The organism is Fluviicoccus sp. (assembly GCF_030646115.1).
Taxonomy (GTDB): Bacteria; Pseudomonadota; Gammaproteobacteria; order Pseudomonadales; family Moraxellaceae; genus Fluviicoccus.
Genome location: NZ_JAUSMX010000006.1, coordinates 18,057 through 43,648 on the forward strand (window position 1 = coordinate 18,057; position 25,592 = coordinate 43,648).

Annotated in this window: 25 protein-coding genes; 11 read left to right on the forward strand and 14 right to left on the reverse strand. The window is 60.7% G+C overall.

Features of this window, described 5'->3' with window-relative positions:
- Positions 1–101: 101 nt before the first annotated feature.
- The 4 genes from ppc (at position 102) to pap (ending at position 6,506) form a co-directional block, all read left to right on the forward strand.
- Positions 102–2,780, forward strand: a complete 2,679-nt coding sequence (gene ppc / locus Q7T36_RS03555; RefSeq protein WP_304844111.1) for a phosphoenolpyruvate carboxylase — start codon at positions 102–104, stop codon at positions 2,778–2,780.
- Positions 2,781–2,873: 93 nt separating this feature from the next.
- Positions 2,874–4,130, forward strand: a complete 1,257-nt coding sequence (locus Q7T36_RS03560; RefSeq protein WP_304844114.1) for a multifunctional CCA addition/repair protein — start codon at positions 2,874–2,876, stop codon at positions 4,128–4,130.
- Positions 4,099–4,884: a pteridine reductase gene (locus tag Q7T36_RS03565; protein WP_304844117.1), complete on the forward strand. Its 786-nt coding sequence runs from the start codon at positions 4,099–4,101 to the stop codon at positions 4,882–4,884. Before Q7T36_RS03560 ends, Q7T36_RS03565 begins: the two co-directional genes overlap by 32 nt.
- Positions 4,885–4,985: 101 nt before the next feature.
- Positions 4,986–6,506 (forward strand): polyphosphate:AMP phosphotransferase, encoded by a 1,521-nt coding sequence (gene pap / locus Q7T36_RS03570; protein WP_304844119.1) that lies wholly within the window; start codon positions 4,986–4,988, stop codon positions 6,504–6,506.
- Between the two features lie 58 nt (positions 6,507–6,564).
- Here pap and Q7T36_RS03575 read toward each other — a convergent pair whose 3' ends face one another.
- From Q7T36_RS03575 to folB, 6 genes are all read right to left on the reverse strand, one after another.
- The gene (locus Q7T36_RS03575) at positions 6,565–7,356 is read right to left on the reverse strand and encodes a dienelactone hydrolase family protein (protein ID WP_304844122.1); all 792 of its coding nucleotides are present in this window, start codon (positions 7,354–7,356) and stop codon (positions 6,565–6,567) included.
- Positions 7,357–7,602: 246 nt separating this feature from the next.
- Positions 7,603–8,271, reverse strand: coding sequence for a hypothetical protein (locus Q7T36_RS03580; RefSeq protein ID WP_304844124.1), 669 nt, complete (start codon positions 8,269–8,271; stop codon positions 7,603–7,605).
- 132 nt (positions 8,272–8,403) lie between these two features.
- Complete coding sequence (locus Q7T36_RS03585) at positions 8,404–8,991, reverse strand: response regulator transcription factor (RefSeq protein WP_304844126.1); 588 nt, start codon at positions 8,989–8,991, stop codon at positions 8,404–8,406.
- Complete coding sequence (locus Q7T36_RS03590) at positions 8,988–10,154, reverse strand: sensor histidine kinase (protein ID WP_304844128.1); 1,167 nt, start codon at positions 10,152–10,154, stop codon at positions 8,988–8,990. The genes Q7T36_RS03585 and Q7T36_RS03590 overlap by 4 nt, the downstream gene beginning before the upstream one ends.
- Positions 10,147–10,635 (reverse strand): 2-amino-4-hydroxy-6-hydroxymethyldihydropteridine diphosphokinase, encoded by a 489-nt coding sequence (folK, locus tag Q7T36_RS03595; RefSeq protein WP_304844130.1) that lies wholly within the window; start codon positions 10,633–10,635, stop codon positions 10,147–10,149. Before folK ends, Q7T36_RS03590 begins: the two co-directional genes overlap by 8 nt.
- The gene (gene folB, locus Q7T36_RS03600; protein WP_304844132.1) at positions 10,604–10,987 is read right to left on the reverse strand and encodes a dihydroneopterin aldolase; all 384 of its coding nucleotides are present in this window, start codon (positions 10,985–10,987) and stop codon (positions 10,604–10,606) included. Before folB ends, folK begins: the two co-directional genes overlap by 32 nt.
- An 81-nt stretch (positions 10,988–11,068) precedes the next feature.
- On the opposite strand from folB, the gene plsY reads away from it, so the two are divergent.
- The gene (plsY, locus tag Q7T36_RS03605) at positions 11,069–11,689 is read left to right on the forward strand and encodes a glycerol-3-phosphate 1-O-acyltransferase PlsY (protein ID WP_304844135.1); all 621 of its coding nucleotides are present in this window, start codon (positions 11,069–11,071) and stop codon (positions 11,687–11,689) included.
- A gap of 300 nt (positions 11,690–11,989) precedes the next feature.
- On the opposite strand, the gene tsaD is transcribed toward plsY, so the two are convergent.
- Positions 11,990–13,003: a tRNA (adenosine(37)-N6)-threonylcarbamoyltransferase complex transferase subunit TsaD gene (gene tsaD, locus Q7T36_RS03610; protein WP_304844137.1), complete on the reverse strand. Its 1,014-nt coding sequence runs from the start codon at positions 13,001–13,003 to the stop codon at positions 11,990–11,992.
- Between the two features lie 132 nt (positions 13,004–13,135).
- Between tsaD and rpsU the strand changes: the two genes are divergently transcribed.
- The 4 genes from rpsU to rpoD all read left to right on the forward strand — a co-directional run bounded on the left by rpsU (position 13,136) and on the right by rpoD (position 17,771).
- The gene (gene rpsU, locus Q7T36_RS03615) at positions 13,136–13,351 is read left to right on the forward strand and encodes a 30S ribosomal protein S21 (protein WP_304844139.1); all 216 of its coding nucleotides are present in this window, start codon (positions 13,136–13,138) and stop codon (positions 13,349–13,351) included.
- A gap of 61 nt (positions 13,352–13,412) precedes the next feature.
- A complete protein-coding gene (locus Q7T36_RS03620) occupies positions 13,413–13,859 on the forward strand; it encodes a GatB/YqeY domain-containing protein (protein ID WP_304844142.1) in 447 nt (148 codons plus the stop codon).
- A 64-nt stretch (positions 13,860–13,923) separates the two neighbouring features.
- Positions 13,924–15,777 carry a DNA primase gene (gene dnaG, locus Q7T36_RS03625; protein WP_304844145.1) on the forward strand — a complete coding sequence of 618 codons (1,854 nt, stop codon included), beginning with the start codon at positions 13,924–13,926 and terminating at the stop codon, positions 15,775–15,777.
- A 122-nt stretch (positions 15,778–15,899) separates the two neighbouring features.
- Complete coding sequence (gene rpoD, locus Q7T36_RS03630; RefSeq protein WP_304844148.1) at positions 15,900–17,771, forward strand: RNA polymerase sigma factor RpoD; 1,872 nt, start codon at positions 15,900–15,902, stop codon at positions 17,769–17,771.
- A gap of 41 nt (positions 17,772–17,812) precedes the next feature.
- Here rpoD and Q7T36_RS03635 read toward each other — a convergent pair whose 3' ends face one another.
- On the reverse strand, positions 17,813–18,100 hold the full coding sequence (locus Q7T36_RS03635) for a YiaA/YiaB family inner membrane protein (RefSeq protein WP_304844151.1): 288 nt from the start codon (positions 18,098–18,100) through the stop codon (positions 17,813–17,815).
- Positions 18,101–18,313: 213 nt separating this feature from the next.
- Between Q7T36_RS03635 and Q7T36_RS03640 the strand changes: the two genes are divergently transcribed.
- Positions 18,314–19,861, forward strand: a complete 1,548-nt coding sequence (locus tag Q7T36_RS03640) for a sigma-54 factor interaction domain-containing protein (RefSeq protein ID WP_304844153.1) — start codon at positions 18,314–18,316, stop codon at positions 19,859–19,861.
- Here Q7T36_RS03640 and Q7T36_RS03645 read toward each other — a convergent pair.
- A complete protein-coding gene (locus tag Q7T36_RS03645; protein ID WP_304844155.1) occupies positions 19,833–20,753 on the reverse strand; it encodes a fatty acid desaturase in 921 nt (306 codons plus the stop codon). The genes Q7T36_RS03640 and Q7T36_RS03645 overlap by 29 nt on opposite strands.
- 121 nt (positions 20,754–20,874) lie before the next feature.
- Here Q7T36_RS03645 and Q7T36_RS03650 point away from each other — a divergent pair, with 121 nt between their 5' ends.
- On the forward strand, positions 20,875–21,831 hold the full coding sequence (locus tag Q7T36_RS03650; protein ID WP_304844157.1) for an AraC family transcriptional regulator: 957 nt from the start codon (positions 20,875–20,877) through the stop codon (positions 21,829–21,831).
- A gap of 7 nt (positions 21,832–21,838) precedes the next feature.
- On the opposite strand, the gene Q7T36_RS03655 is transcribed toward Q7T36_RS03650, so the two are convergent.
- From Q7T36_RS03655 to Q7T36_RS03675, 5 genes are all read right to left on the reverse strand, one after another.
- Positions 21,839–22,723 carry an alpha/beta fold hydrolase gene (locus Q7T36_RS03655; protein WP_304844159.1) on the reverse strand — a complete coding sequence of 295 codons (885 nt, stop codon included), beginning with the start codon at positions 22,721–22,723 and terminating at the stop codon, positions 21,839–21,841.
- On the reverse strand, positions 22,723–23,157 hold the full coding sequence (locus Q7T36_RS03660; RefSeq protein ID WP_304844161.1) for an SRPBCC family protein: 435 nt from the start codon (positions 23,155–23,157) through the stop codon (positions 22,723–22,725). Before Q7T36_RS03660 ends, Q7T36_RS03655 begins: the two co-directional genes overlap by 1 nt.
- On the reverse strand, positions 23,154–23,606 hold the full coding sequence (locus tag Q7T36_RS03665; RefSeq protein WP_304844163.1) for an NfeD family protein: 453 nt from the start codon (positions 23,604–23,606) through the stop codon (positions 23,154–23,156). Before Q7T36_RS03665 ends, Q7T36_RS03660 begins: the two co-directional genes overlap by 4 nt.
- 5 nt (positions 23,607–23,611) lie before the next feature.
- Positions 23,612–24,568 (reverse strand): SPFH domain-containing protein, encoded by a 957-nt coding sequence (locus Q7T36_RS03670; protein WP_304844165.1) that lies wholly within the window; start codon positions 24,566–24,568, stop codon positions 23,612–23,614.
- A 154-nt stretch (positions 24,569–24,722) separates the two neighbouring features.
- A complete protein-coding gene (locus tag Q7T36_RS03675) occupies positions 24,723–25,433 on the reverse strand; it encodes an START domain-containing protein (RefSeq protein WP_304844167.1) in 711 nt (236 codons plus the stop codon).
- Positions 25,434–25,592 lie beyond the last annotated feature (159 nt).

Below are 25,592 nucleotides of genomic sequence, written 5' to 3' on the forward strand. Positions count from 1 at the left end.
CGCTTGGAATCCGGGAGGACGGGGTCTATGCTGATCGTTGGCCGGAGTCCTTCGGGCTTTGCGAGCCTTGTCCGCCACCCTATTATCCGTGAGAGTGCGCCATGACCACGCCCGACCCCCATGCCCCCTTGCGGGACGACGTACGCCTGCTGGGCAGCCTGTTGGGTGACACCCTGCGCCAGCAGGTCGGCCAGGCCATTTACGACAAGGTGGAAAGCATCCGTCGCTTGGGCAAGCAAGCCCGCGACGGCGACCCGGAAGCCACCCGCCAGCTTAACCAGACTCTTGCCGCCCTCAGTGACACCGAACTGCTGCCGGTGGCGCGCGCCTTCACCCAGTTCCTCAACCTCGCCAATATTGCCGAGCAATACCATCGGGTGCGCCGCCGCCGCGCCTGGGAGCTGGTGGAAAACGCCTCGCCGCAACCCGGCTCCATCCGCGAACTGTTTCCCCGCCTCGCCTCGTCCGGCATTGGCCCGGATGCCTTGTGGGAAGCGGTGCAGCAACTGGATGTGGAACTGGTGCTGACCGCCCATCCCACTGAAATCAGCCGCCGCTCGCTGATCCAGAAATACGACCATATTGCCGAATGCCTGGAAACGCTGGACCAGCAACGGCTGACACCGGTGGAGCGCCAAGCCCTGCTGGGCAAGCTGAAGCGTCATGTCATCGCCGCCTGGCATACCGACGAGATCCGCCGCCATCGCCCCACACCCGTGGATGAGGCTAAATGGGGCTTTACCGCCATTGAGCAAACGCTATGGCACACCATTCCGCAATTCCTGCGCGAATTCGACGCCTCCGTGTTCCAGCACACCGGCCGACACCTGCCGCTTGATCACGCACCCATCCGCTTTGCGTCGTGGATGGGCGGCGACCGCGACGGCAACCCCAATGTCACTCACACTGTTACCGAGGAAGTGCTGCTGCTCTCGCGCTGGCAGGCTACCGACCTCTATTGGCGGGATATCGATGCCCTGCGTTCGGACCTGTCGATGCAGGATTGCAGCCCGGCGCTGCGGGCGGCGGTGGGTCCGGATTGCCGCGAGCCCTACCGCGAACTGCTGCGTGACGTGCGCGACCGTCTGGGACGCACCCGCGACTGGGTGGAAGCGCGGCTGCGCGGGGAGACACCGGAAGCCCCCGGCATCTACCGTCAGGCCGAAGAGCTGCGGCAGCCACTGATGTTGTGCTACGAGTCGCTGATTGCCTGCAACATGCGTGACATTGCCGATGACGAACTGACAAACATCCTGAGGAGGCTGGCCTGTTTCGGGCTGGAACTGCTGAAGCTGGACATTCGCCAGGAATCGGGACGCCATGCCGAGACGCTGGACGCCATTACCCGCTACCTGAAGCTGGGCTCCTATCTGGACTGGGATGAAACCCAGCGCCGGGCCTTCCTGCTAAAGGAACTGGACAATCCCCGCCCCTTACTGCCACGCCAGCTGCAGGCCGGGCCGGATGACGCCATCAGTTCGGCCAACGTTCAGGAAGTGCTGGCGACCTTCCGCGTGCTGGCGCAACAACCCTCGGAGGCGCTGGGCGCGTATGTGATTTCCATGGCCCGCCAGGCCAGCGATGTACTGGCGGTAATGCTGCTGCAGAAGGAAGCCGAAGTCCCACAGCCGCTGCGGGTGGTGCCGTTGTTCGAAACGCTGGCCGATCTGGACCGGTCAGCGGAGTGCCTGGACGCGCTGCTCTCGGTCGACTGGTACAAGACCGCCATCCGGGGGCATCAGGAAGTGATGATCGGCTATTCCGACTCCGCCAAGGACGCCGGCTTCCTCACCGCCAACTGGGCGCAATACCGGGCGCAGGAAAGCCTGACCGCCGTGGCGCAGCGGCATGGCGTGAGGCTGACGCTGTTTCACGGGCGTGGCGGTTCGGTCAGTCGCGGCGGCGCACCCACACACCAGGCGCTGTTGTCGCAACCGCCGGGATCGGTGGCGGGGGCCATCCGGGTGACGGAACAAGGGGAAATGATCCGCTTCAAGTTCGGCATGAAAGACATTGCCTTGCGCAACCTGGAACTCTACGCCGCCGCCACGCTGGAAGCGACGCTACTGCCCCCGCCCGCCGCCAAACCGGAATGGCGGGAGCTGATGGCGCGCATGACGCAAACCTCACTGGCGGTGTACCGGGAAACCGTGCGTGACGAGCCAGAATTCATCCGCTACATGCGCACCGTGACGCCGGAGCAGGAGTTGCAAATGCTGCCGCTGGGCTCACGTCCGGCGCGGCGTCAAACCAATGGCGGCATCGAGTCGCTGCGGGCCATTCCGTGGGTGTTCGCCTGGACACAGGTACGGCTGATGCTGCCCGCTTGGCTGGGCACCGGTCGGGCGTTGAATACAGCCATGGCCGACGGTTATACCCCGGTCATCCGCGATATGCGTCAACACTGGCCCTATTTCCAGACCCTGCTCGACATGCTGGAAATGGTGCTGGCGAAGTCGGACTCGGCCATTGCCGCCTATTACGAGGTGCACCTGACCACCGACCCGGCGTTGCAGGCCTTGGGGACGCTGTTGCGGGCGCGGCTGGAAAAAACGGTGGGCATCCTGCTGAACGTCACGGAACGCAAGCAGTTGCTGGAGCTGGCCCAAGTGCTGAAGCGGTCAATTACAGTACGCACACCCTATGTGTTGCCGCTGCACATGTTGCAGGCGGAATTGATGAAGCGGCGGCGCGAGGCCGGAGGAGAAACCACTATTCACGATCATGCGCTGATGGTGACGATCGCGGGCATTGCGGCGGGGTTGCGGAATACGGGCTGAGTTATCCGATGAGTGCTTTACCAGGCCAGGCCGGATATCATCCGGCCACGAACACGCGCGCAAGCGCCTATCAAGACCTGGGAGTAACACACGTTGGAAGTCTATCTGGTTGGCGGCGCTGTCCGCGACGCCCTGCTCGGCCGCCCGTTCACTGAGCGTGACTGGGTGGTGGTCGGAGCCACGCCGGAAAACCTGCTGGCGCAAGGCTACAAACCGGTGGGCAAGGATTTCCCGGTCTTCCTGCACCCCGACACCGCTGAGGAATACGCCCTCGCCCGCACCGAACGCAAATCCGGACACGGCTATCACGGCTTCATCTGCGACGCTACACCCTCCATAACGCTGGAAGAAGACCTGCTGCGCCGTGACCTTACCATCAACGCCATGGCGCAAACGGCGGATGGCCGCATTGTCGACCCCTACGACGGCTTGGCCGACCTTAACAACCGCGTTTTGCGGCATGTCTCGGCTGCTTTTGGTGAAGACCCGCTGCGCGTGTTGCGCGTGGCCCGCTTTGCCGCACGTTATGCCCTGCTCGGCTTCACCATTGCCCCGGAAACGCTGGCGTTGATGCAAACCATGGTCGCTGCAGGTGAAATCGACCACCTGACGCCGGAACGCGTCTGGCAGGAAACGCACAAGGCGCTGGCTGAAGACTCCCCGGCCGTCTACATCGAAGTCTTGCGCGCCTGCGGGGCGCTGTCGCGGCTGTTCCCGGAAATCGACGCCCTGTTCGGCGTGCCGCAACGCGCGGAATTCCATCCGGAAATCGACACTGGCAAACATGTCCTGATGTGCCTGGAACAGGCCGTGAGGTTAGGGGCGAACGTGCGCGTCCGCTTTGCGGTGTTACTGCACGACCTGGGCAAGGGCGTCACTCCGGCCGACATGCTGCCGCGCCATATTGAACACGAGCATCGCGGCGTGCCGCTGGTGCAGGCTCTGTGCGCTCGCTACAAGGCACCCAGGGATTATCAGCAACTGGCGGAAATCGTTTGCCGCTATCATCTGGACGGGCATCGCGCAACCGAGTTGCAAGGCAAGACCTTGTGGCTGAAACTGCGCGACATGGATGCCCTGCGACGCCCCGAACGCTTCGCTGAATTCCTGCTGGCCTGCGAGGCCGATGCACGCGGCCGTCTCGGCTTCGAGAACCGTAACTACCCGCAACGGACCTATTTCAGCCAAGCGCTGGACATCGCCATGGCCGTGACCCCCCAACACCTGCCACACCGTGAATCGCTGGACGGCAAAGCCTTGGGCGACGCCCTGGCCCAGGCACGCATTCACGCCCTTAACCGTTTTCGCAAGGAACACCATGAAAACAGCAGCCGACTCTGTGAGGACTGATCCCCGCCTCGCCCTGATTACCGGCAGCGCCCGGCGCGTGGGGGCGGTGATTGCCGAAACCTTGCATGCGCGGGGCTGGACGGTCTTCATCCACTACCGCCAGAGCGAAGCAGAAGCCTCCGCCCTCGCCGCCCGGTTGAACAGCCTGCGGCCTGACAGCGCTTGCATCCTGCAAGCCGACCTCAACCGGCCGGAGGCCCCGCAACAACTGGCGGAACGGGTGCTGGCCCTGACCGGCGGCAAGCTGGACGCCCTGATCAACAACGCCTCCAGCTTCTATCCCACTCCGGCCGGCTCCGCCACCCTCGACCAATGGGACGACCTGTTCGCCAGCAACGCCCGCGCGCCGTTCTTCCTCAGCCAGGCGCTCAGCCCGGCGCTGGCGGCCTGCCGGGGCAGCATCGTCAACATCGTCGACATCCACGCCAGCCGGCCCTTCCGTGACTATCCGGTGTATTGCATGGCCAAGGCGGCGCTGGCGATGATGACACGCGCCTTGGCCAAGGATCTGGCGCCGCGCGTGCGGGTCAACGGCGTCGCCCCCGGCGCCATCCTCTGGCCGGAAGAACACAGCGAATCGGTGATCGATCCCGCCGTGCAGGCCAAAATCCTGTCCGGCGTGCCCCTGGGCCGCCTGGGCGCCCCGGAAGACATCGCCCGCACCGTCGCCTTCCTGGTAGAAGACGCCCCCTACATCACCGGCCAGATCATCGCCGTGGACGGCGGCCGCAGCCAGACACTGGGCGAGGAATGAGCCACAAAAAAGTCACCGGCTAACCCTTATATGGCCTATGGTCTTTGGCCGGGGCGGCCTATACTCAAGGGATAATGTGTCTTATAACAAGGAGCCTGCTGATGTTTGAATCCGCTGAAATCGGTCACAAGATTGAAAAGGCCATCTATAAAAATGAAGAGCCTGCGCTGCGTGAAGCCCTGCTCGACGCCCAGTTTGAAATGAAGGAAAAGGGTGCGTTTCCAGTCGTCATACTTATTAACGGCGTGGATGGCGCAGGCAAAGGTGAAACCGTCAACCTGCTCAATGAATGGATGGACCCCCGCCTCATCACCACCCATGCCTTTGGTGAAGCCTCCGACGAGGAACGTGAGCGGCCACGCATGTGGCGCTACTGGCGGGCCCTGCCGCCCAAAGGTCGTATCGGCATTCTCTTCGGCTCATGGTATACCGAACCCATTGTCGGCCGGGTCAGCGGCGAACTGAAGTCGTCTCAACTGGACCAGCAGATTGAGGACATTGTCCACTTCGAAAAAATGCTGGCGCATGAAGGTGTGCTGCTGCTGAAATTCTGGTTTCATCTCTCCAAGGGCAAGCAGGAAAAGCGCCTCAAGCAGCTCGAAAAAGATCCCAAAACCCGCTGGCGTGTCACGGAGCATGACTGGGACAACTTTAAGTGCTATGACCGTTTCCGCGAAATTTCCGAGCATGTCCTGCTGGAAAGCAGCACCGGGGAAGCGCCCTGGCTGGTGGTGGAAGGCGAAGACCCGTATTACCGCAGCCTCACCGTCGGCAAGCATATCCTCTCGAATATCCGCGCCAGGTTGGACCGCAACAAGATTCCCGCTACAGTGCCTGCTGCCGATGTAGCGCCGTTGCTGCCGCCCATTGATAACCTGCAGATTCTGGACACGCTCACGCTGGATCAGGAACTCTCCAAGAGTGACTACGAAGAACAACTGGAGGCCTTGCAGGGGCGTCTTAACCTGCTGACTCGTCATCCGGAGTTCAACAACCACAGTGTCATTGCCGTTTTCGAGGGCAACGACGCCGCCGGCAAGGGCGGCAGCATCCGCCGCATCACCGCTGCGGTCGACGCCCGTCATTTCAGCATCATTCCCGTCGCCGCCCCTACGGAAGAAGAACGCGCCCAGCCCTACTTGTGGCGTTTCTGGCGGCACGTGCCGCGCAAGGGCCGCATCACCATTTTTGACCGCTCGTGGTATGGACGGGTGCTGGTGGAACGAGTGGAGGGTTATTGCTCGGAAGCGGACTGGATGCGCGCCTACAGTGAAATCAACGACTTCGAGGAACAGCTCGCCGAAAACGGCGTCATCATGGTCAAATTCTGGCTGGCCATCAGCAGCGAGGAGCAGCTGAATCGCTTCAAGGAACGGGAGCAAGTTGGCTTCAAGCGTTTCAAGATTACCGACGAGGACTGGCGCAATCGCGACAAGTGGGGGCAATACGTCCATGCCGTCAGTGACATGGTGGACCGCACCAGCACCGCTACCGCGCCCTGGACGCTGGTCGAAGCCAACAACAAGTATTTCGCCCGCATCAAGATCATGAAGACCCTGTGCGACGCCATTGAGGCGCGTCTGGGCAAGGACAAAGAAAAAGAGAAGGACAAAAAGAAGTAACCACGCCGGGTGAAACCCGTCCTGAATGGCGCAAGGCCTTCAGGACGGCTCCGGATACTCAGCCCGCCACCAGACGTTCCCGGAAAAATCCCAGCACCCGCTCCAGCGCCTGTACGGTCGGATGCCCTTCCCGGTCCACCAGATGCCGGGTCAGCACTGAATGGGCACTCAGCGGCAGACCATGCGGATTGAACGGCTCCGAATTGATTTCGATGGCCTCAAAACCCTCTCCCAACTCATCGTGCAGGCGCTCGAACTTGGCCTTGGGGCACATCAGGTCATGGGTAAAGCGCAGCCCCAGCACCTTCAGGTCCTCTTGCTGAACCCGGATTTTCACCGTCTCCAGCTCTGCAGGCGAGATATGCAGACCGGCCCGCGCCTCGGCGGTGGCCCCGATCGGCAGGGACGGCTGACACATCACCGGCGCCAGCACCGACGGCTCTACCGCCAGCGCCAGCGCGAAGTTTCCGGTGAAACACATGCCCAGCGCCCCGACGCCCGGCCCGCCGCAACGCTCATGGGCATAACGGCAAAGGCTGCGCAGCATGTCGGCCATGGGGCCGGAACTGTTGGCCTCGAAGGCGGCAAACTCGCGGCGGATGCAGGCGCGGGCAATCTGGGTGGCGGCATAGGTTGCACTGAACGGCTTGCCCGGCGTACCGAACAGACTGGGCATGAACACCGTGAATCCAGCGTCCGCCACCTTGGTCGCAAATTCCGCCACCTCGGGGTAGATACCCGGCACCTCGTGCATGATCACCACGCCGGGTCCACTGCCGCGCACATACAATGGCCAGTCCTCACCCAGATAACGGAAACCTTCCTCAATAAAGCCCGGCAGCGACATCATGAAATCCTCTGGATATTTTGCCCAAGGTTACCCTGAAATCCCCGACGGGCGTTGCGGAATCGCGTCTTATTCGACGTGAAGCGTGAATTGTCCAGCAGAATCACCATGCAATAGGCGTGACCGTACAGCTTGGTGACTGTCCGCAGGACCATAAAAACGATCGGAGAGAGCTGGGGAATGCAGCGTGACATCTGATCGGTGTGTCCTGACGCATAGTCAGGACACACCGGCGGGCAGAGGATGCCCTTACTGGTAAAGCGGCTCGCGGATGGAGGCCACCCGTGCGGTCTGGAAACGCGGCTCGGCAATGACAGACTTCAGTGCTTTCAGCGAATTATAGGGGTGTTCCTGAATCAGCAGATTGACCAGGCTCGCCGGGAGGTTGCCGCCGGGATCGGCATGGCCGGTCATGGTGATCTCCACCTTCCCGTTGCCCACCGGCTTGAACAGCCAGCTGCCCTGGACCACCGGCATGTTCAGATTGCCGGTGCGGGGGGCATATCCGCCCACGGTATTGCTGTCAATGCGCACCACCATGGTCTGCGGGTCCTGGATGATGCGTCCGGCCACAACAGCCTCCCGATCCTTGAACGGCCAGGGAAAATCGGTCACGACACGGATCACGAATGACATGCTCTCGTCGTTGCGCTTCAGGGTTTCCACTTCACTGGTGCGATACAGCCAGCGGCTAGCGGCCTCGGTATCAGCAATCAGCCCGACGATGCTGTTGAGGTTGCTGCTGACGGTCGTCACCGCCTTGAAACCATGCAGGGGACTGCCGGGCACCTCATAGGACCAAACCCGGATACCGTCCTTGTTCAGAACCAGTTTCATGTCAGCAGGACGGCCGCCGGCATTCGCTGTGGCGCCAATCATCGTCAGCCAGAACATCGTCAGCAGGGTCAACAGTTTCATGAGGAAAGCTCCCGTACCGGTCAGCACGTTTTTCATCCAATTAAAGGCAGGCCGATATTAGAGGTACTCCCGTACAAAAAACAGTGTCATTTGTCAGTTGGGCAGCTACGAGTGTATACAAATTGTTTAGCGTCAGACCAAACCCAGCGCTTTCAGCTTGAGGATGGCCTGGGTGCGGTCCCGTACTTCCAGCTTTTCCAGAATCATGGACAGGTAGTTGCGAACCGTACCGGCGCTGAGTTGCAGCGCCAAGGCGATTTCCTTGTTCTGCTTGCCGGCGCACAACTCCCGGATAACCGCCAGCTCGCGACGAGTAAACAAAGCCGGCTGCCGTCCGCCCGCCGGCTCCACCTCGCCCCCGGCCGCAACGGTACGAATCACGGCAACCAAGCCCGCCTGATCGATGTCCTTGAGCAGGCAGGCTTGCGCTCCGGCCGATCGGCCCTGCGCCAGCGTCACCGGCTCGTCAAAGGTGGTCAGCAACACCACCGGCGTCTCCAGCCCGCAGCAACGCATCTGCCGCACGGCTTCAAGACCATTCATGCGCGGCATGCGGATATCCATCAGCACCACATCCACAGGCAGCCCGGGTAACAGGGCCAGGCATTCTTCCCCGTCGGAGGCCTGGCCCACCACATCAATATCGGCTTCGAAGCCCAGCAAGGCGACAATGCCCCGCCGCACCAAGGCTTGGTCGTCCACCACCAGCACGCGGATCATGTCAGGCACTCCTCGGGAAATTCAGCCACCAGCCGGAATCCTTCACCGGTCGGGCCGGCCTGTAAATGGCCGCCCAGCTCGGCTACCCGCTCTTCCAGGCCACCCAGCCCGAGACCAGAACCGAACTCAGCCAGGCGCACCATCCGGCCGTTATCCTGCACTTCCATACGGATGCCGCCGTGGTCATCGCGCCGCAGGATCACCCGCATCCGGCTGGCATCACTGTGCTTCAGGGCATTGGTGATCGCCTCCTGTACCACCCGCAGCAGGCAGGAAGCCAGTTGCGCATCCAGCATCAGCAGTTCGCTGTCGATTTCCACATCGTATTTGAGGTAGGGGATATTGGCCAGCATCCGCTCCAGCAGCTCTCCAAAGTCGGACTGGTCCTGTCGAAGCTGCAGCAGCGTGGCGCGCACATCCTCAAACAGGTCACGGGCCAGATCGCGCGCCTGTCCCAGTTCGGGGAGTGCAGCATCGGGCAGCTTTTTTTCCAGCACCTGCAGCTGCATGGTCAGCGCTACCAGATGATGGCCCATCTGGTCGTGCAGGTCGCGGGCAATGCGGGTGCGCTCATTGCGGGCCACGGCCTCGGTCAGCAACTGTTGGGTGGCGTGCAACTGGGCATGGGCAGTGGCGGTTTCCTGATGCGCCTGCCATTCGTCGATATTGCTGGAAGCCATATACCACAGGGCGCTCTGCGCCAGCAGCAGGTAGATGGCGAAAGGAATGGGGGGCAGCGCCTGCTGCAGCACAGTCACCGCCAGTGAAGTAATCACGATCACCCCGATGGCCAGCGGCGCCGCGAAGCGGTTCATCAACGGCGCCATATTGACCATCAGGAAGACCAGAAAGAACCCCTGGGTCGGCGTCAGGGATAGCCTGGCGGCCAGCGCACAGGCACTGCCGTAGGTAATCACCACCATGCCCCAGATCACCGGGTCACGGTTGTCGCGCTGCCAGCGCTTGGTGGTGACGAGAATCCAGAACAGGCGCACCAGCGCCATGGCCGGCCCGATCCCGCTCAGCGCCAGCAACAGCAGGGACGGACTGTCCTTCTGCTCCATCGCCGCCGTGCCCAGCTGCCAGACACCCAGCAGCCAGCCCAGCATCCCTAGCACAATGATCACCGGCTGGCGGCGCAGGAACGGGATGGCGTCATACATGGCCTGTCTCCGCCAGCTCCACCCGGCGCAGCCGGTCGGAGGGGAGAAAGCCCCGCCAATGCTCAGCAAAGGTCAGGCCGGTCAGCGGATGCCGCTCGCCACCCGCCAGATCGGATAACGGCTTGAGGACATAGGCCCTCTGCAGCAGTTCAGGACGCGGCAGCTCCAGCCCATCAAAATGACCGCAAAGGCCCTCATACAACAGGATATCGATATCAATCACCACTTCCGGACGCCCCCGCTCCCGCCCCAGTCCGGTCTCGATATCCCGCAACAGGACCCTCAACTCCGGCACCGGCAGCCGAGTATCCAGGTCCACCACCAGGTTCAGGTAGGGACCGCCCGGGGCGCCTTCCGCCTCGCTTTCATAAACCGGCGAACAGCGCAGATCGGGAAACTCCCGCCGCAGCAGCGCCAGCGCTGACCGTAGCGAAGCCTCGCGCCGACAGTTACTGCCCAGGCTCAAATAGACGCGGGGCATGCTTGTCGCCTCGTTCAATGATCAGGCCGACACTGTCGGCGGCAGGCAGAGCGGCGGGTTTGGACAAGGTCAGCTTCAGCCAGGACACTCCGAATTCCTCCATCAGCAACCCGGCAATGCGCTCCGCCAGCGTTTCCACCAGATGCCATTCATTATGGGCAATGAACTCGGTGAGCCGGTGCGAAACCTTCTTGTAGTCCAGGGCATGATTGATATCATCGGTTTCGGCGGCGCGGCGGATATCCACCGCCATTTCCAGATCCACATGGATCGGCTGGCGAATGCGCTTCTCCCACGAGAAGATACCGATCACCGCCTCAACCCGCAGGTTGCGAATATACAGAATATCCATCGTCGACCACGTCAGCCTTGCTTTCACCGTAATCCGGCATTATAGATTGCCACACTCCGTTTCCATCAGCGATTCTGCAAAATGTCCGATGTCCTTCCGTTTGTCCTGCTGGCCGTGGCTTATCTGCTGGGCTCCGCATGTTCCGCCATCCTGGTCTGCCAAGCCCTGAACCTGCCCGACCCCCGCACCCAGGGCTCCAACAACCCCGGCGCCACCAACGTCATGCGTATTGGCGGCAAGGGCCCGGCGCTGATGACACTGGCCGGCGACATGCTGAAAGGGGTACCGCTGGTCTTGCTGGCCAAGCACTGGGGGCTGTCAGGCGATCTGGTCAGCGCCATCGGCCTCGCGGCCTTTCTGGGCCACTTGTATCCGGTATTCTTCCGGTTTGAAGGCGGCAAAGGCGTCGCGACCGCGCTGGGTGTGCTGCTGGCGCTGGACTGGCAACTGGGCCTCGCGGTCATCGGCATCTGGCTGGCAACATTCGCCCCGTTCCGGATCTCGTCCCTGGGATCGCTGGTAGCCTTTACGGCTGCCCCCGTACTGGCCTGGTATCTGACTCCCGTCTATATGCTGGGAGTGGTCGGCATGAGCGTTTTGTTGATTGCCAGGCACAAGGCGAATATCAAGGCGTTGCTGAAGGGGGAAGAGAAGCGGTTTGGCAGTAAAAAAGAAGAACAGTCCGAGGAAGGCAACAACTGACTCCCCCACTGAAAAAACCCCGCCGCTTTGCGGCTGCCCCCATTCCAAGGGGGCAAAACACTAAAGCCCGCCGTCCGCAGCCAACTGTTTGAGCCACATGCCTTCGGCAGAAACGATAACGCCGCCTGACAAGGCGGCGAAAACCTTAACGGAAGGTCCGCGAGTTTTGGCGAAGGACACGGTTTTGGTGACTTTTGCCAAGACAAAAGTTACGCCCGCGGCAGGCGGATGACTCAATCCAAAAAACCACTTATTAAACAACGGCATTGTCGGGCTGAAGCCCGACCTACAGACACAACATCAAACCGCCGGCAACTCCACCATCGGCCACCTCGGCCTTACCGACACCGCCAAATTCTCCCCCTGCCCCGCCAACAACCGCTGACACCCCGCAAAAGCAATCATCGCCCCGTTATCCGTACAGAACACCGGCGACGGATAAAACACCTCCGCCCGCCGCCGCTTCGCCAAATCCTGCAGCATCGCCCGCAACCGCAGGTTGGCGCTCACTCCGCCCGCCATCACCAGCCGCTTCAGCCCGGTCTGTTTCAACGCCCGCTCGCACTTGCGCACCAGCGTATCCACGATCGCCGCCTCAAAGCTGGCGCAGATATCCACCGTCTTTTCCGGATAATCCGGCGTGTTCTCAATCACCAACCGCACCGCCGTCTTCAAACCGCTGAAGGAGAAATCCAGGCCTGGCCGGTCCATCATCGGGCGCGGCAGGGCAAACGCGTCCGGATCCCCCTGCAAGGCCAGTCGCGCCACCTGCGGCCCGCCGGGATACTCCAGCCCCAGCATCTTCGCTACCTTGTCAAAGGCCTCCCCGGCCGCATCGTCCACGCTCTCACCCAGCAAGGTGTAACGACCGATGCCATCGACTTGCAGCAACTGCGTATGCCCGCCCGACACCAGCAACGCCACAAAGGGAAAGTCGGGCTTGTTGGCTTCCAGCAACGGCGCCAGCAAATGCCCTTCCATATGGTGAACGCCGATGGCCGGCACATTCCACGCATAGGCCAGCGTGCGCCCCATCACCGCGCCCACCAGCAGCGCCCCGGCCAGACCGGGACCGCTGGTATAGGCAATGCCCGTCATATCTTCCGGCTTGCTGTCCGCCGCCTCCATCACCTCTCGCAGTAACGGCGCCAACTTGCGCACATGGTCGCGGGAGGCCAGTTCCGGCACCACGCCGCCGTAATCGGCATGCAGCTCAATCTGGCTGTAAAGCCGGTGCGCCAACAGGCCCAGCTCGCTGTCATAGACCGCAACACCGGTTTCATCGCAGGATGTTTCAATGCCGAGTACACGCATGGGAAAAGGGTCTCCGTCGGGGGCCGCGATTTTAACGGAACGGCGCGCTTGCCGGTACGCCTTTCTTTGCGTAGAATTACCGCCTTCCTGTAACTGTGAGTACAGGTTTTCCAACTCAAAGGTGAGATGTAAATGCCCCAAGTCAAAGTCAAAGAAGGCGAGCCGTTTGACGTAGCTCTGCGCCGTTTCAAGCGTTCCTGCGAAAAAGCAGGTGTACTGGCTGATGTTCGCAAGCGCGAATTCTATGAAAAGCCCACTCAAGAACGCAAGCGCAAGAAGGCTGCCGCCGTCAAGCGTTACGCCAAGAAACTGGCTCGCGAATCGGTGAAAATCACCCGCATGTACTAAGCATGCCCGGCGGTTGCTGCACCCTTTGAATGTGAACGGATAAATTTTTCAGGACGGTGATATGTCTGCCTTGAAGGCCCGGCTGACCGAAGCAATGAAAGACGCGATGCGCGCCAAAGATTCCGCGCGCCTCGGTGTCATTCGAATGGCGCTGGCGGCCCTCAAGCAAATCGAAGTTGACGAACGAGTCGAACTGGACGATGCCCGCGTATTGGCCGTCCTGGAAAAACTGATCAAGCAGCGCCGGGAATCTGTCGCTGCTTATCAGTCCGCCAATCGTGCCGACCTGGTTGCCCAGGAACAGTCCGAAATAGCGGTTCTGGAAGTATTTCTCCCCGCCCGGCTCTCGGACGAGGAAGTTGACAGCCTGATTGCCGCCGCCATGGCGGAAACCGGCGCCACCACCGCTCGCGACATGGGCAAGGTTATGAACCTGTTGCGCCCGCAAATTGCCGGCCGCGCTGACGGGGCCGAGGTTTCCAAAAAGGTCAAGGCCAAGCTCGGCTGATCGCTGTTAACCCCCGCAGCACTTTGCTACTTTACTGATTCTTTCTGACTGACGGCATTTCCCTATGGCAGGCCGCATTCCCCAATCCTTCATTGATGAAGTGCTGCACCGCACCGATATCGTCGATCTGATCGGGGCGCATGTCCGCCTGAAGAAATCCGGCAAGAATTATTCCGCCTGCTGCCCGTTCCACAACGAAAAGACCCCTTCCTTCACCGTCAACCGCGAAAAACAGTTCTATCACTGCTTCGGTTGCGGAGCGTCCGGCAACGCCCTCAGCTTCCTGATGCAATATGAACGCCGCGAGTTCATGGACAGCCTGGAATACCTGGCGCAAAAAGGCGGCCTCACCCTGCCGGAAACCAGCCAGGACCACAAGGAAGAACGGGCATCACGACAGCCGTTGTACGACATGCTGGACGCCGCCGCCAAATTCTACGAAGAACAACTGCGCCAGCACCCGCAACGCGAACGCGCCACCCAGTACCTCCGCCAGCGCGGACTGACCGGACAAGTCGCCAAAGACTGGCGGCTGGGTTACGCCCCGCCCGGCTGGGACAACCTGCTGCGCGCCCTCGGCAACTCCCCGGAAGAAGTCGCCCTGCTGCTGCAGGCCGGACTGATCATTTTCAATGAACAACGCAACTCGCATTACGACGCTATGCGCGAGCGGGTCATCTTCCCCATCCGTGATTTCCGGGGCCGCATCATGGCTTTTGGCGGCAGGGTGCTGGACGACAGCAAGCCCAAATACCTGAACTCACCGGAAACCCCGGTGTTCCACAAGGGCGAAGAACTCTATGGCCTGTTTGAAACGCGCCAGGCGCGCCAGGACCTGAAACGGGTCGTCGTCGTTGAAGGCTACATGGACGTCATCGCCATGCATCAGGCCGGATTGCCGTTTGCCGTCGCCACCCTGGGCACCGCCACCAGCACCACCCATGTCGAGCGCCTGTTCCGCAGCGTCCCGGATGTGATTTTCTGCTTTGACGGCGACGAGGCCGGACGGCGCGCCGCCTGGAAGGCGCTGGAGTCCGCCCTGCCTGCGCTCAAGGACGGCGTCAGCGCCGGTTTCCTGTTCCTGCCGGACGGGCATGACCCCGACTCGCTGGTGCGTGAAGAGGGCCTCGACGCCTTCCGCAAACGCCTGGATGAAGCCGAGCCGCTCGCGGATTTCCTCTTCCGCCATCTTTCCGAAGGCCTGCGCCTGGACTCCCTGGAAGGACGCAGCAGGCTGGCCAGCCATGCCTCGCCGCTGCTGGAAAAAGTACCCAAAAGCCTGTTCCGGCAATTGCTCTGGAAACGGCTATCCGAGATGACCGGCCTCCATGTCGGGGCCGAAGAGTCCGCGCCCATGCCTGAGCGCAAGCTCCCGGCCGCCTCACCCTCCGCTTTTCGCAAAGCGCCGGATGATGACGATGACGAAGGCTACAGCCGCCCGATGATCACGCAGCCGGTCCGTGCGGTGTACCAGTCGCGCCCGCCGCAAACCCCGCGCGGGCGGCACACGCTTTCGCTCAGTGACCGCGCCATCCAGTTGCTGCTGCAGAAACCGGAAGCGGCCCTGACGCTGAACCTGGAGCGCCTGGAACACCACCTGCCGCTGGAAGCCGCGCTGCTGCTGACGGTGGTCCGCTTTCTGCAACAGGATGCCGCACCCAGCGGCATGGCCCTGCTGGGAGCCTGGGAGGGGAGCCTGGAAGGTGGCCGCTTGAAGCGCATTGCCGAGGATACGAATTTCATCCCGTCACTGGATGTGGAAGGTGAGTTGACCGGCATCATTACCCAACTGGCCATTCACACCCTGAAGGAAAAGCTGGAAGAAACCCACAGCCTGGGGGCCATTCAGCAACTGAAAACACAACTGCGGGAACTGGAAGCGGAACTGCGGGAACTGGACAACAACCGTCCGGGTTGAACGGCACAGGATGTGCATTGCTTTTTTTACAGGCGCAACAAGCCCGAAAATCGTGCGGATTATCCCCATTTTCCAGCGGCGTGCTATAATTCCACTCTTGCCTGCACCACCGAGAACCATCAATGAGCAACGAAAAAGAGACGCAGACCACCTCGCAAGTAGCTGCCCTCATTGCACGCGGCAAAGAGCAAGGCTATCTGACCTACGCCGAACTCAATGACCACCTTCCGGAATCTATCACCGAAACGGAACAGATAGAAGACATTGTCCAGATGCTGAACGATTTGGGCGTCCCCGTGCACGAGCGTGCCCCGGAAGCCGACGATCTGCTGCTGGAAGAAACCCCGGATGCCAGTGACGACGAAGTCGCCGCCGAAGAAGCCGTTGCCGTACTGACCTCGGTGGAAACCGAGCCCGGCCGCACCACCGACCCCGTGCGCATGTACATGCGCGAAATGGGCACCGTGGAACTGCTGACCCGGGAAGGCGAAATCGCCATCGCCAAGCGCATCGAGGAAGGCATTCGCGATGTGCTGCACGCCATGGCGCACTGGCCCACCTCCGTCTCCGGCGTCATTGCCGACTATGACCGTGTCGGCGCCGGCGAACGCCGCCTGGCCGACATCCTGGTCGGCTACCTCGATCCGGAAAGCGATGTCATTCCCGTGGTGGTTGAAGAACTGCCCGAGGAAACCGACGCCGAACCCGCCAAGGCCGCCGATATCGATATCGACAGCGAAGAAGCCGAAGGCAGCGACGAGGAAGATGAAGTCGAGTCCGGCCCCGATCCCGAGATCGCCCGCGAACGCTTTACCGCCCTGCGCAACCAGCTGGACGCCACCAACGCTGTCCTGGCCTCGCACGGCCGCGCCAGCGCGGAAGGCCAGCAGGCGCTGGCGCAGTTGGCCACCGTCTTCATGATGTTCAAGCTGACCCCGCGCGTGTTCGACGCCCTGAGCCAGGACATCCGCAGCTTCCAGGACCAGATCCGCGCCCAGGAAAAGGCGATCATGATTGCCTGCATCCGTCGCGCCAAGATGGACCGCAAGACCTTCATCACCACCTTCCCTGGCCACGAGACCAACATGGCCTGGGTGGACAGCCAGATCGCAACCGGCAAGCCTTGGGCCACTGCCCTGGAAGCCCAGCGGGAAAACATCCTCAAGGCGCAACGCGAGTTGATTGCCATTGAAGAGCAATACGATGTCCGCGTCGCGGAAATCAAGGACATCAACCGCCGCATGTCCATCGGCGAGGCCAAGGCCCGCCGCGCCAAGAAGGAAATGGTGGAGGCCAACCTGCGTCTGGTGATCTCGATCGCCAAGAAGTACACCAACCGTGGCCTGCAATTCCTCGACCTGATCCAGGAAGGCAACATCGGCCTGATGAAGGCGGTGGACAAGTTTGAATACCGTCGCGGCTACAAGTTCTCGACCTACGCCACCTGGTGGATCCGTCAGGCCATCACCCGCTCCATCGCCGACCAGGCGCGCACCATCCGCATTCCGGTGCACATGATTGAAACGATCAACAAGATCAATCGTGTTTCGCGCCAGATGTTGCAGGAAATGGGCCGCGAGCCGTCGCCGGAAGAGCTGGGCGAACGCCTGGACATGCCGGAAGACAAGGTGCGCAAGGTGCTGAAGATCGCCAAGGAACCCATCTCGATGGAAACCCCGATCGGCGATGATGAAGACTCCCACCTGGGCGACTTCATTGAAGACACCACCATGATTTCCCCGGTGGAAGCCGCCACGGCGGAAGGCCTGCGCGAGGCCACCCGTGAGGTGCTGGCCAACCTGACCCCGAGGGAAGCCAAGGTGCTGCGCATGCGTTTCGGCATCGACATGAACACTGACCACACCCTTGAGGAAGTGGGCAAGCAGTTCGACGTCACCCGTGAACGCATCCGTCAGATTGAAGCCAAGGCGTTGCGCAAACTGCGGCATCCGTCGCGATCGGAACACTTGCGGTCGTTCCTCGACAACGACTGAAGCCAAAAGGGCGCCGCAAGGCGCCCTTTTTCATGGTGCGCTTATTGCGCCCCGTTCATCTCGAATTCCTTGAGAATCTTTTCCGTCTTCGCATTCGAAATCTTGTGGATAAGCTTCTGCGCCTCATGCTGGTCGCGCAGCGTCTTCGACATGGTAATCGTCGAGCCGACCGTGAACAACGACCCCATCATCAGATAACCCTTCATCCAGATATCCACCGGCAGCATGAAGATGCCGAAGCCCAGCGCCCCTACGGAAATGGCAAAGCAAAGCTTGACAAAGAAGATCCAGGACGAAGAGTCCTGCTGAATGTTTTGTTCGTTGAACATGATATGGTCCCGCCCTTGTGAGATAAGGCCCCGGTTCTGGCCGGTGGCACGTTACTTCAGGTAATGCGGCTTTCATGCCAGACCGGCACAAAATATAAATTCCAAATTTATCATATACTTGCATTCTGCATGATGACTTATGCTCTAGGATCGGCTACATATTATGCCTGCCGGCCTTCAGTAAACGTCGGCCACAATCACAAGGAGCGCATCATGGGGCGACTGTTCCCGACATCGACGCTGAGCAAGGTCCGGGCCATTGGCGATCTGGGCTACGCCAACCCGTTTACCGGGGAACGCATCCGGCTGGAACGGCTGATCCTGGGCGACCATGCCCCGCTGCACGACCTCTGGATCATGCAGCCGGGACAGCGGGAACCCAGCCCGCACCTGGCCGCGCTGACCCGGGCGGGTGAGGACTGCATCGCCGCCGCCCTGAGCCGGCTGAACACGCTGTCGAGCGTGGATGACGCCTCCTGGAAACTCTATGGCGACGTGGCGATGTACGTTCTCTATTACCGTGTCGAAAATGCCTTTTTCCAGATACTGTCCACACCAGACGCCAACCCGGTGCGCATGCCGTTCTGGCCGGGCTTCCTGCGGGACTGGCGGCAACTGATCGGCCCCACGCCACTGGCGGATGACCCGCAGTTCTCCCCGGAACATTTGTTCGCGCTGTGCTTCCAGATCCGCCGGGCATTCCACTTCACCTACCGCGCCATCTTCGGTACGACCCAGTTGTCCGCACAGTTAAGGGCTGATGTCTGGAACTCCATATTCACCCATGACCTGCGCCGCTACCGGCAGGGGCTGTTCCGGCGGATGCAGGAAATCTCGACACTGGTGCTGGGACCGTCGGGCACCGGCAAGGATCTGGTGGCGCAGGCCATCGGGCTGTCCCGCTATATTCCCTTCAACGCCGGCCAGCAACAGTTCGAAGCTGATTATCATCATTGCCACCAGCCGGTTCATCTGGCCGCCCTGCCCGCCACCCTGCTGGAAAGTGAACTTTTCGGACATCGGAAAGGCGCTTACACAGGCGCCATCAGTGATCGCAGCGGCTATCTGGAAACCCGGCATGCCTCGCAAACCGTCTTTCTGGACGAAATCGGGGAGCTGCCGCCGGAGATTCAGGTAAAATTGCTGAGGGTGTTGCAGAACCGCACTTTCCAGCGACTGGGCGACAGCAGCCCGCGAGAATTCCACGGCAAGATTGTCTCCGCCACCCATCAGGACTTGGGCGAGGCTATGGCTACCGGGCGCTTCCGCGAAGACCTCTACTACCGCTTATGCTCGGACATCATCCAGACGCCGTCACTGGCCATGCAGTTGCAACAGAAGCCGGAAGAACTGGAACACCTGCTGCAGACGGTCAGTCTGCGCCTGATGGGACCAGAGGCGGCTGACGCCCTGACCGCAGAGGCATCTGAGTGGATACGCACACACCTGCCTGCCCACACTTGGCCGGGCAACATGCGCGAGCTGGAGCAATGCGTACGCAGCATTCTGATTCGGGGCGCCTATAATCCGCCCAAGCGGCGGCAGGCCGCCAGGGACAGCGGCCCCAAGGCCGAACTGGCGGATATGATTCTGGCGGGCAGCCTGACGCAGACGGAGTTGACCAGCCGTTACTACGCGCTGGTCTATGCGCAAACCGGCAGTTATGAGGCAGCAGCCCGCAAGCTGGGCACCGACTGGCGGACCGTTAAGGCCAACCTGGACACTGACTTCCTCAGCGCGTTGAAACCGGGATCAGCTTGACCGCTTTCCCATAACCCTCCGGGAAAACCTCGCGCCCGCCCATGGTCAGCAGCAAGGGACTTCGCGCCAGCAGCTCGTCCTTTTTCAACTCCCACAGGCGCTGGTAGCGATAGAACGGCACCAGCGGATACAGGTGATGCATCAAGTGGAAATTCTGGGATAACAGCAGCGGCGTCCAAAACCATTCCTGACCCAGGCGGATGCCCGTCGCCTGATACGGATTTTCCGCATGCGTGGCGCGATAGGGCCAGTGCGGTATGTAGTCAAAGACAAAAGCCAGCAGCATGCAGGCAATGCGGCCGGGCACAAACCACAGCCAGAACAACCACTCCGCCCAGCCCTGCCACAACAGCACGCCAAAGAACAGCGCACCGGCCGCAATGGACCAGCACATCTCGACCACTTCAGCGCGACTGCGCGTGTTCAGCCGCTTCAAGTACCACAGGAAATACCAGCCGTCCATGCACACCCAGCGCAAGGGCAGCAGCCACTTCGAACCCTGCCCGGCCCAGTGATCGGGGTCGTGACCATCATGATCGTTGGCAAAGCGGTGATGCTGCATGTGAACATAACGGAAAGCACGGAACAGCGGCGCCGGGGCAAAAGCCATGATGCTGAAACGGCCCAGCACTTCGTTGACCGCACGTATGGAACTGATGGAGTTGTGCGAGGCCTCGTGAAAGACCGAAAAGAACCAGAAGGCGGCGACTCCGCTCAGCAAAATACACACCGGCAGCGGCAGGACACCTGAGGTACCGGCGACAAAAGATGTCGTCCAAAGCACCAGCGCCACGACAAAAAGCACCAGTGTCGGCCAGGCAAACATGGGACGCCGGTGGAGGGCTTGCCACTCATCGGATGTGACGGGCTTCACATTATCAGTTGCTTGCATAACCACTAACCCCCTGTTAAAAGTCTCCTTGCGGCGGCTGGATTATGAGCAGTCCCTGCATCCGAAAGAATAACCAAAACACCGCTTTCGCTGCGTATAACGCCGGAACTGGACGGATCACATGGATACACTGAGTGAAATACTGGCGGATATCCGCTTTGTGGAAGGTCACTACTATCAATGCCGGTTGGGCGCTCCCTGGCATTTGTCAATGCCGGCCAACGGACGGATATGCTTCTATATCGTCACGCAGGGCCATATCTGGCTGAAACTGGATAACCTGGCCGCTGTTGAGGTCAAGGCCGGAGAGATACTGGTGCTGCACGCGGCCGTGCGGCACAGCCTTCACAGCGACGCGGCATGTCGTGAGTTATCCGGCATTAATCCGGATACCCTCAACGGACTTGAGCAGCCCTACGGCACCCTGACGCTGGGGGGCGCGGGTGAGCCGACGGCCATTGTTCACGGCAGCGGCAAGCTGGCCGGGGGCCGCGACACCCTGTTGCGCGCCCTGCCAACGTTTATCCACGCCCCCATCCCCTTGGGTGACACCGGGGCATGGCAAAACGTACTGCCGCTGCTGATTGAGAACGGGACCAAGGATTACCGGCAGGGTCGGGCCGTGATGGTCAACCGGATATGCGAATTACTGTGGACCGAATGCGTGCGCAACTATGTGTCTTCGCTGCCCGTGGCGTGTCAGGGCTGGCTGAGGGCAATGCAGGATCGTTATGTGTGTACCGCATTGGGGAAAATGCATTCGGAACCGGCTTATCCCTGGACAGTTCCGGAGCTGGCGGCGGTTTCAGGACTGTCACGCTCCGCCTTCGCCGCCCGCTTCGGAGAAGTGATGAATGAAAGCCCGCAGGCTTATCTGACCCGGCACCGTATGCAGATCGCGGCGCAGTTGCTGGTGGAAAGTTCGCTCTCGATCACGGTTATTGCCAACCAGGTCGGTTACGGTTCGGAAACCGCCTTCAGCCAGGCCTTCAAGCGGGAAATGGGCAAGAATCCGTCACAATGGCGGATTGTCATGCGTCAGGATGGTAAAGACAACCGGACTCCGACCGCGGCCTGAAACTGTTTCAGGTCAATGCATCGCTTTCTGAATTCGCGGGGGTATCTCCCAGAAATGATGTGACCGCCTCCGCAACCGCATCGACATCACCATCCAGATGCAAATGATGCCCCCCAGGCAAACTGACACTGGTCAAATACCGGTGCGCCTGTAACCTAGCTTCATAATCCGGCCGGTTGAACGGCAATCCCTGTTCTGCCATGACCAGCAGGGTCGGCGTTTCAATGGCGGCCAGATACTGGCAAACCTGGGCCTCCGTCAGCCGGATCGGTGAGTCCAGCCGCAAACGGCGATCAGTGCGCCAGATATAGCCGCCTTCCACCGTCTCGACACCGCGCTCACAAAGTATCCGGGCAGCGGCCTCGCTGACCGGCACCAAGCCCTGCATGCGGGCGCGCACTGCCAGCGCCAGATCTGCAATGACCCGGGGAGGCTTGTCAAAAGTCTGTTTTTGCAACAACGCGCCACGCAGGATGGCAGGAGCGGCCTCCGGGGTTCCGGTAAACGGCCCGAAACCCTCAATCAGCACCAGTTTTTCCAAGCGCTCCGGCAAGGCGGCGGCAAACAGGGTGGAGACGCCCGCCCCCATGGAGTGCCCCATCAGGGTGAATCGCGACCATCCGGCCAAGTCGGCTACGGCCAGCACATCGTCGACATGATCCACAAAGTGATAACGGATTCCCGGCGTCCGATGATCACTGAGACCATGCCCGGCAAAATCCATGGCTACGATATGATAGTCCGGCAGTAACGGCGCCAAACGGTCAAAGGTGGCGGCATTGTCCAGCCAGCCATGCAGGGCCAGCAGCGGCGGCAGGGCCGGATCATGCCAGCAGCGGGCGGCGATGGTCCGCCCCTGTATACTGAACTTACGCTCCAACGGCTCCGGCATTACAACGACTTCCGCGCCAGCTTCTTCAGGCCCATTTTGATGCCTTGCGCCAGACCAACCTTCACCATCGGCCCCAGCAACGGCACCGCCCCACGGAAAACGATGGTGTAATGAAGCCGCGTTCCACCGTTATGCGGTTCAAAACGCATCACGCCCAAATGGTCATTGATGGGCGACATGGCGCTGGTGACTGTATATTCAATCCGTTCATCAGGGATATACACCGTCACCGTTTCCTCCACCGGCGGCAGCGGGAACGCGGAGAGCTTGCGCACCGAACCGACCCCGTTCAGGTATTCCTGGCCGTCGCGGATGCGGGTGACCTTGAACGGGAAAAAGATTTGCCCCAGGTTGTTGTGATCACCCAGCCAGTTGAAAATCTTGGCCACGGGCTGGGGGAAATCCTGAACAATGGAAATATGCTGTAATTTCATGGGGCCTCCTCAGGCTGCTTTTCGATGGTCAAAATCATCTCATGGACACCGGTCACCCGCACGTGGGCGCCGGCAGGCAACTCCTGGCTGCAGCTCACCTGCCACCAGCTATCGTCAATATTGATACGCCCCTGACCGTTGGTGACCGGCTCAACCAGCACCGACTTCCGGCCGATCAGGTGACGGGTGCGGTTGTTAAGGCTGCTGGCGGCATCATGCGGGCCGGGCCGGGCGCTACGGCGCAAGTTGTACCAGACCGCCAGCGCCAGGCAGCCGGCAGCGGCAAAGCAGATCCACTGCACATACAGATTGCCCACCAGCCAAGCCACTGCTGCTGTCGCAAAGGCGGCCGGGGCCAGACAGAGGAAGAAAAAGGTCCCGCTCAGCATCTCAATGATCAGCAGCGCGAATCCAAACGCCAGCCACCACATCCAGGGTTCAGTCAGCATCAGGCTTACTCCCTGAACAACGGACCGGGCTGGCGGGCGGCGGGCGGCTGCGGCGCCTTGTTGTGCAAGTCTTTCAGCAAGTCGCTGATGCCACCCAGCGAGCCGATGACCGCAGACGCCTCCAGCGGCATCATCACCAGCTTGTTGTTGGGGCTGGCGGCAATGGCGCCCAGTGCATCTATATATTTCTGCGCCACGAAGTAGTTCACCGCATTCAGATCCCCGCGGGCAATGGCCTCGGAAACCACCAGCGTCGCCTGGGCTTCCGCCTGCGCCTGGCGCTCACGGGCTTCCGACTCCAGGAACACCGCCTCCTTGCGGCCTTCGGCCTTGAGGATTTGCGCCTGCTTCTCGCCCTCGGCAATGAGGATTTCGGCTTGCCGCCGCCCTTCCGCTTCCAGAATCTGCGCGCGCTTGGTGCGTTCGGCCTTCATTTGCGAGGCCATGGCGTCAATCAGGTCGTGGGGCGGCGTAATATCCTTGATTTCCACCCGCGTGATCTTGATGCCCCAGGGATTGGTGGCCTGATCGATGGTGGTCAGCAACTGGGCGTTGATCTGGTCGCGCTGGGACAACATGCTGTCCAGCTCCATGGAGCCGATGACGGTGCGGATGTTGGTCATGGTCAGGTTGCGGATGGCATATTCCAGGTTGCTGATTTCATAGGCCGCTTTGGCCGCATTGATGACCTGGTAAAAACACACCGCATCAATGGTGACCATGGCGTTGTCACGGGAAATCACTTGCTGCGGGGGGACATCCAATACCTGTTCCATCATATTCAGTCGGTGACCGATCCGGTCAAAAAACGGCATGATGAAATGCAGGCCGGGGGGCAGGGTCTTGGTGTAACGTCCGAAATTCTCCACCGTGCTTTCGTAACCCTGCGGCACCTGTTGCACCGCCTTGAACGCCAGCACCACCACAAAACCCACAAAAATCATGACTGCCAGACTACCCATATCCCACTCCCTTTAACCAGGCCAACCCCATGGTGGCAACCTCAACTGAATAATCGGGATAGAAGGCAGGGTCAAGCGTTATTTCGCTCTCCCACAGCTAGCAGGAATGGAAAACAGGTGGCAAGGGCGGGCCGGACAGCCCGCCGGACTGGATTTACTCGGTGATGCTGAACAACGGCGGGTCCGAGGCTTCGCTGTAATACGGCAACTGTACCATGCGTTGCAAACCCACCATGGACACATAAGGCGCACTGCGCTGGACAAAATTGATGGTCCAGGCGGGTATGGTTCCACCTGGATCAATATAGCCCTCCGCTTCCAGCCGGGTCTTGTCCTTGCCCACCGGGGTAAACTTGATGGTCATGTCCTGCGCCAGCACCCGGGTGAGGCCTTTTTGCGGCGGCATGAAATCCGGTGCTGCGCGCAGGCGATGCATCATGAAGCCTTTTTTGGCGGAATAAGGCTCAATGGAGACATGCACCACGGAATCACGATCCGGCACGGTCAACGGGGCGTTATACACTTGGTAATAGTAATACTCGGTATTGGACACTTTTTTCAGCAGCCGCGACTCCTTGGTTTCCCAGAACCAGCGCTTGATGTTTTCCACATCGTAATGGACCCGCGCCACGGCATCCAGCGAGCCGTCAATCAAGACTTCCAGCTTGAAGGAACGGATGCGCTTTCCGTCTTCCTGCTTGGCCCAGGTCTTGATGTTACGGATATTGTCGGTGCGCACCAGATACCAGTCCTTGTATGACTTCTCCACCCGCATGTCCTTCAAGTCGTCATCGGCGGCCGATGAAACAGTGACTGTACAAGAGGCCGCCAGCAGCAACAGCAAAGCAATTTTTTTATGGTTCATCAAGGGACTCCGCAAGGCTGCGGGACCTGCATCAAGGCAAGTCCTGTTTTCATTATTATTCGATGTACGACAGCACTCGCCGTACCGTTTCAGGCTAGCACAGACAATCGGGGATTGTCGAAAAAACGAGAGGGATGATGCGAAGGAGGCGAACCGGAA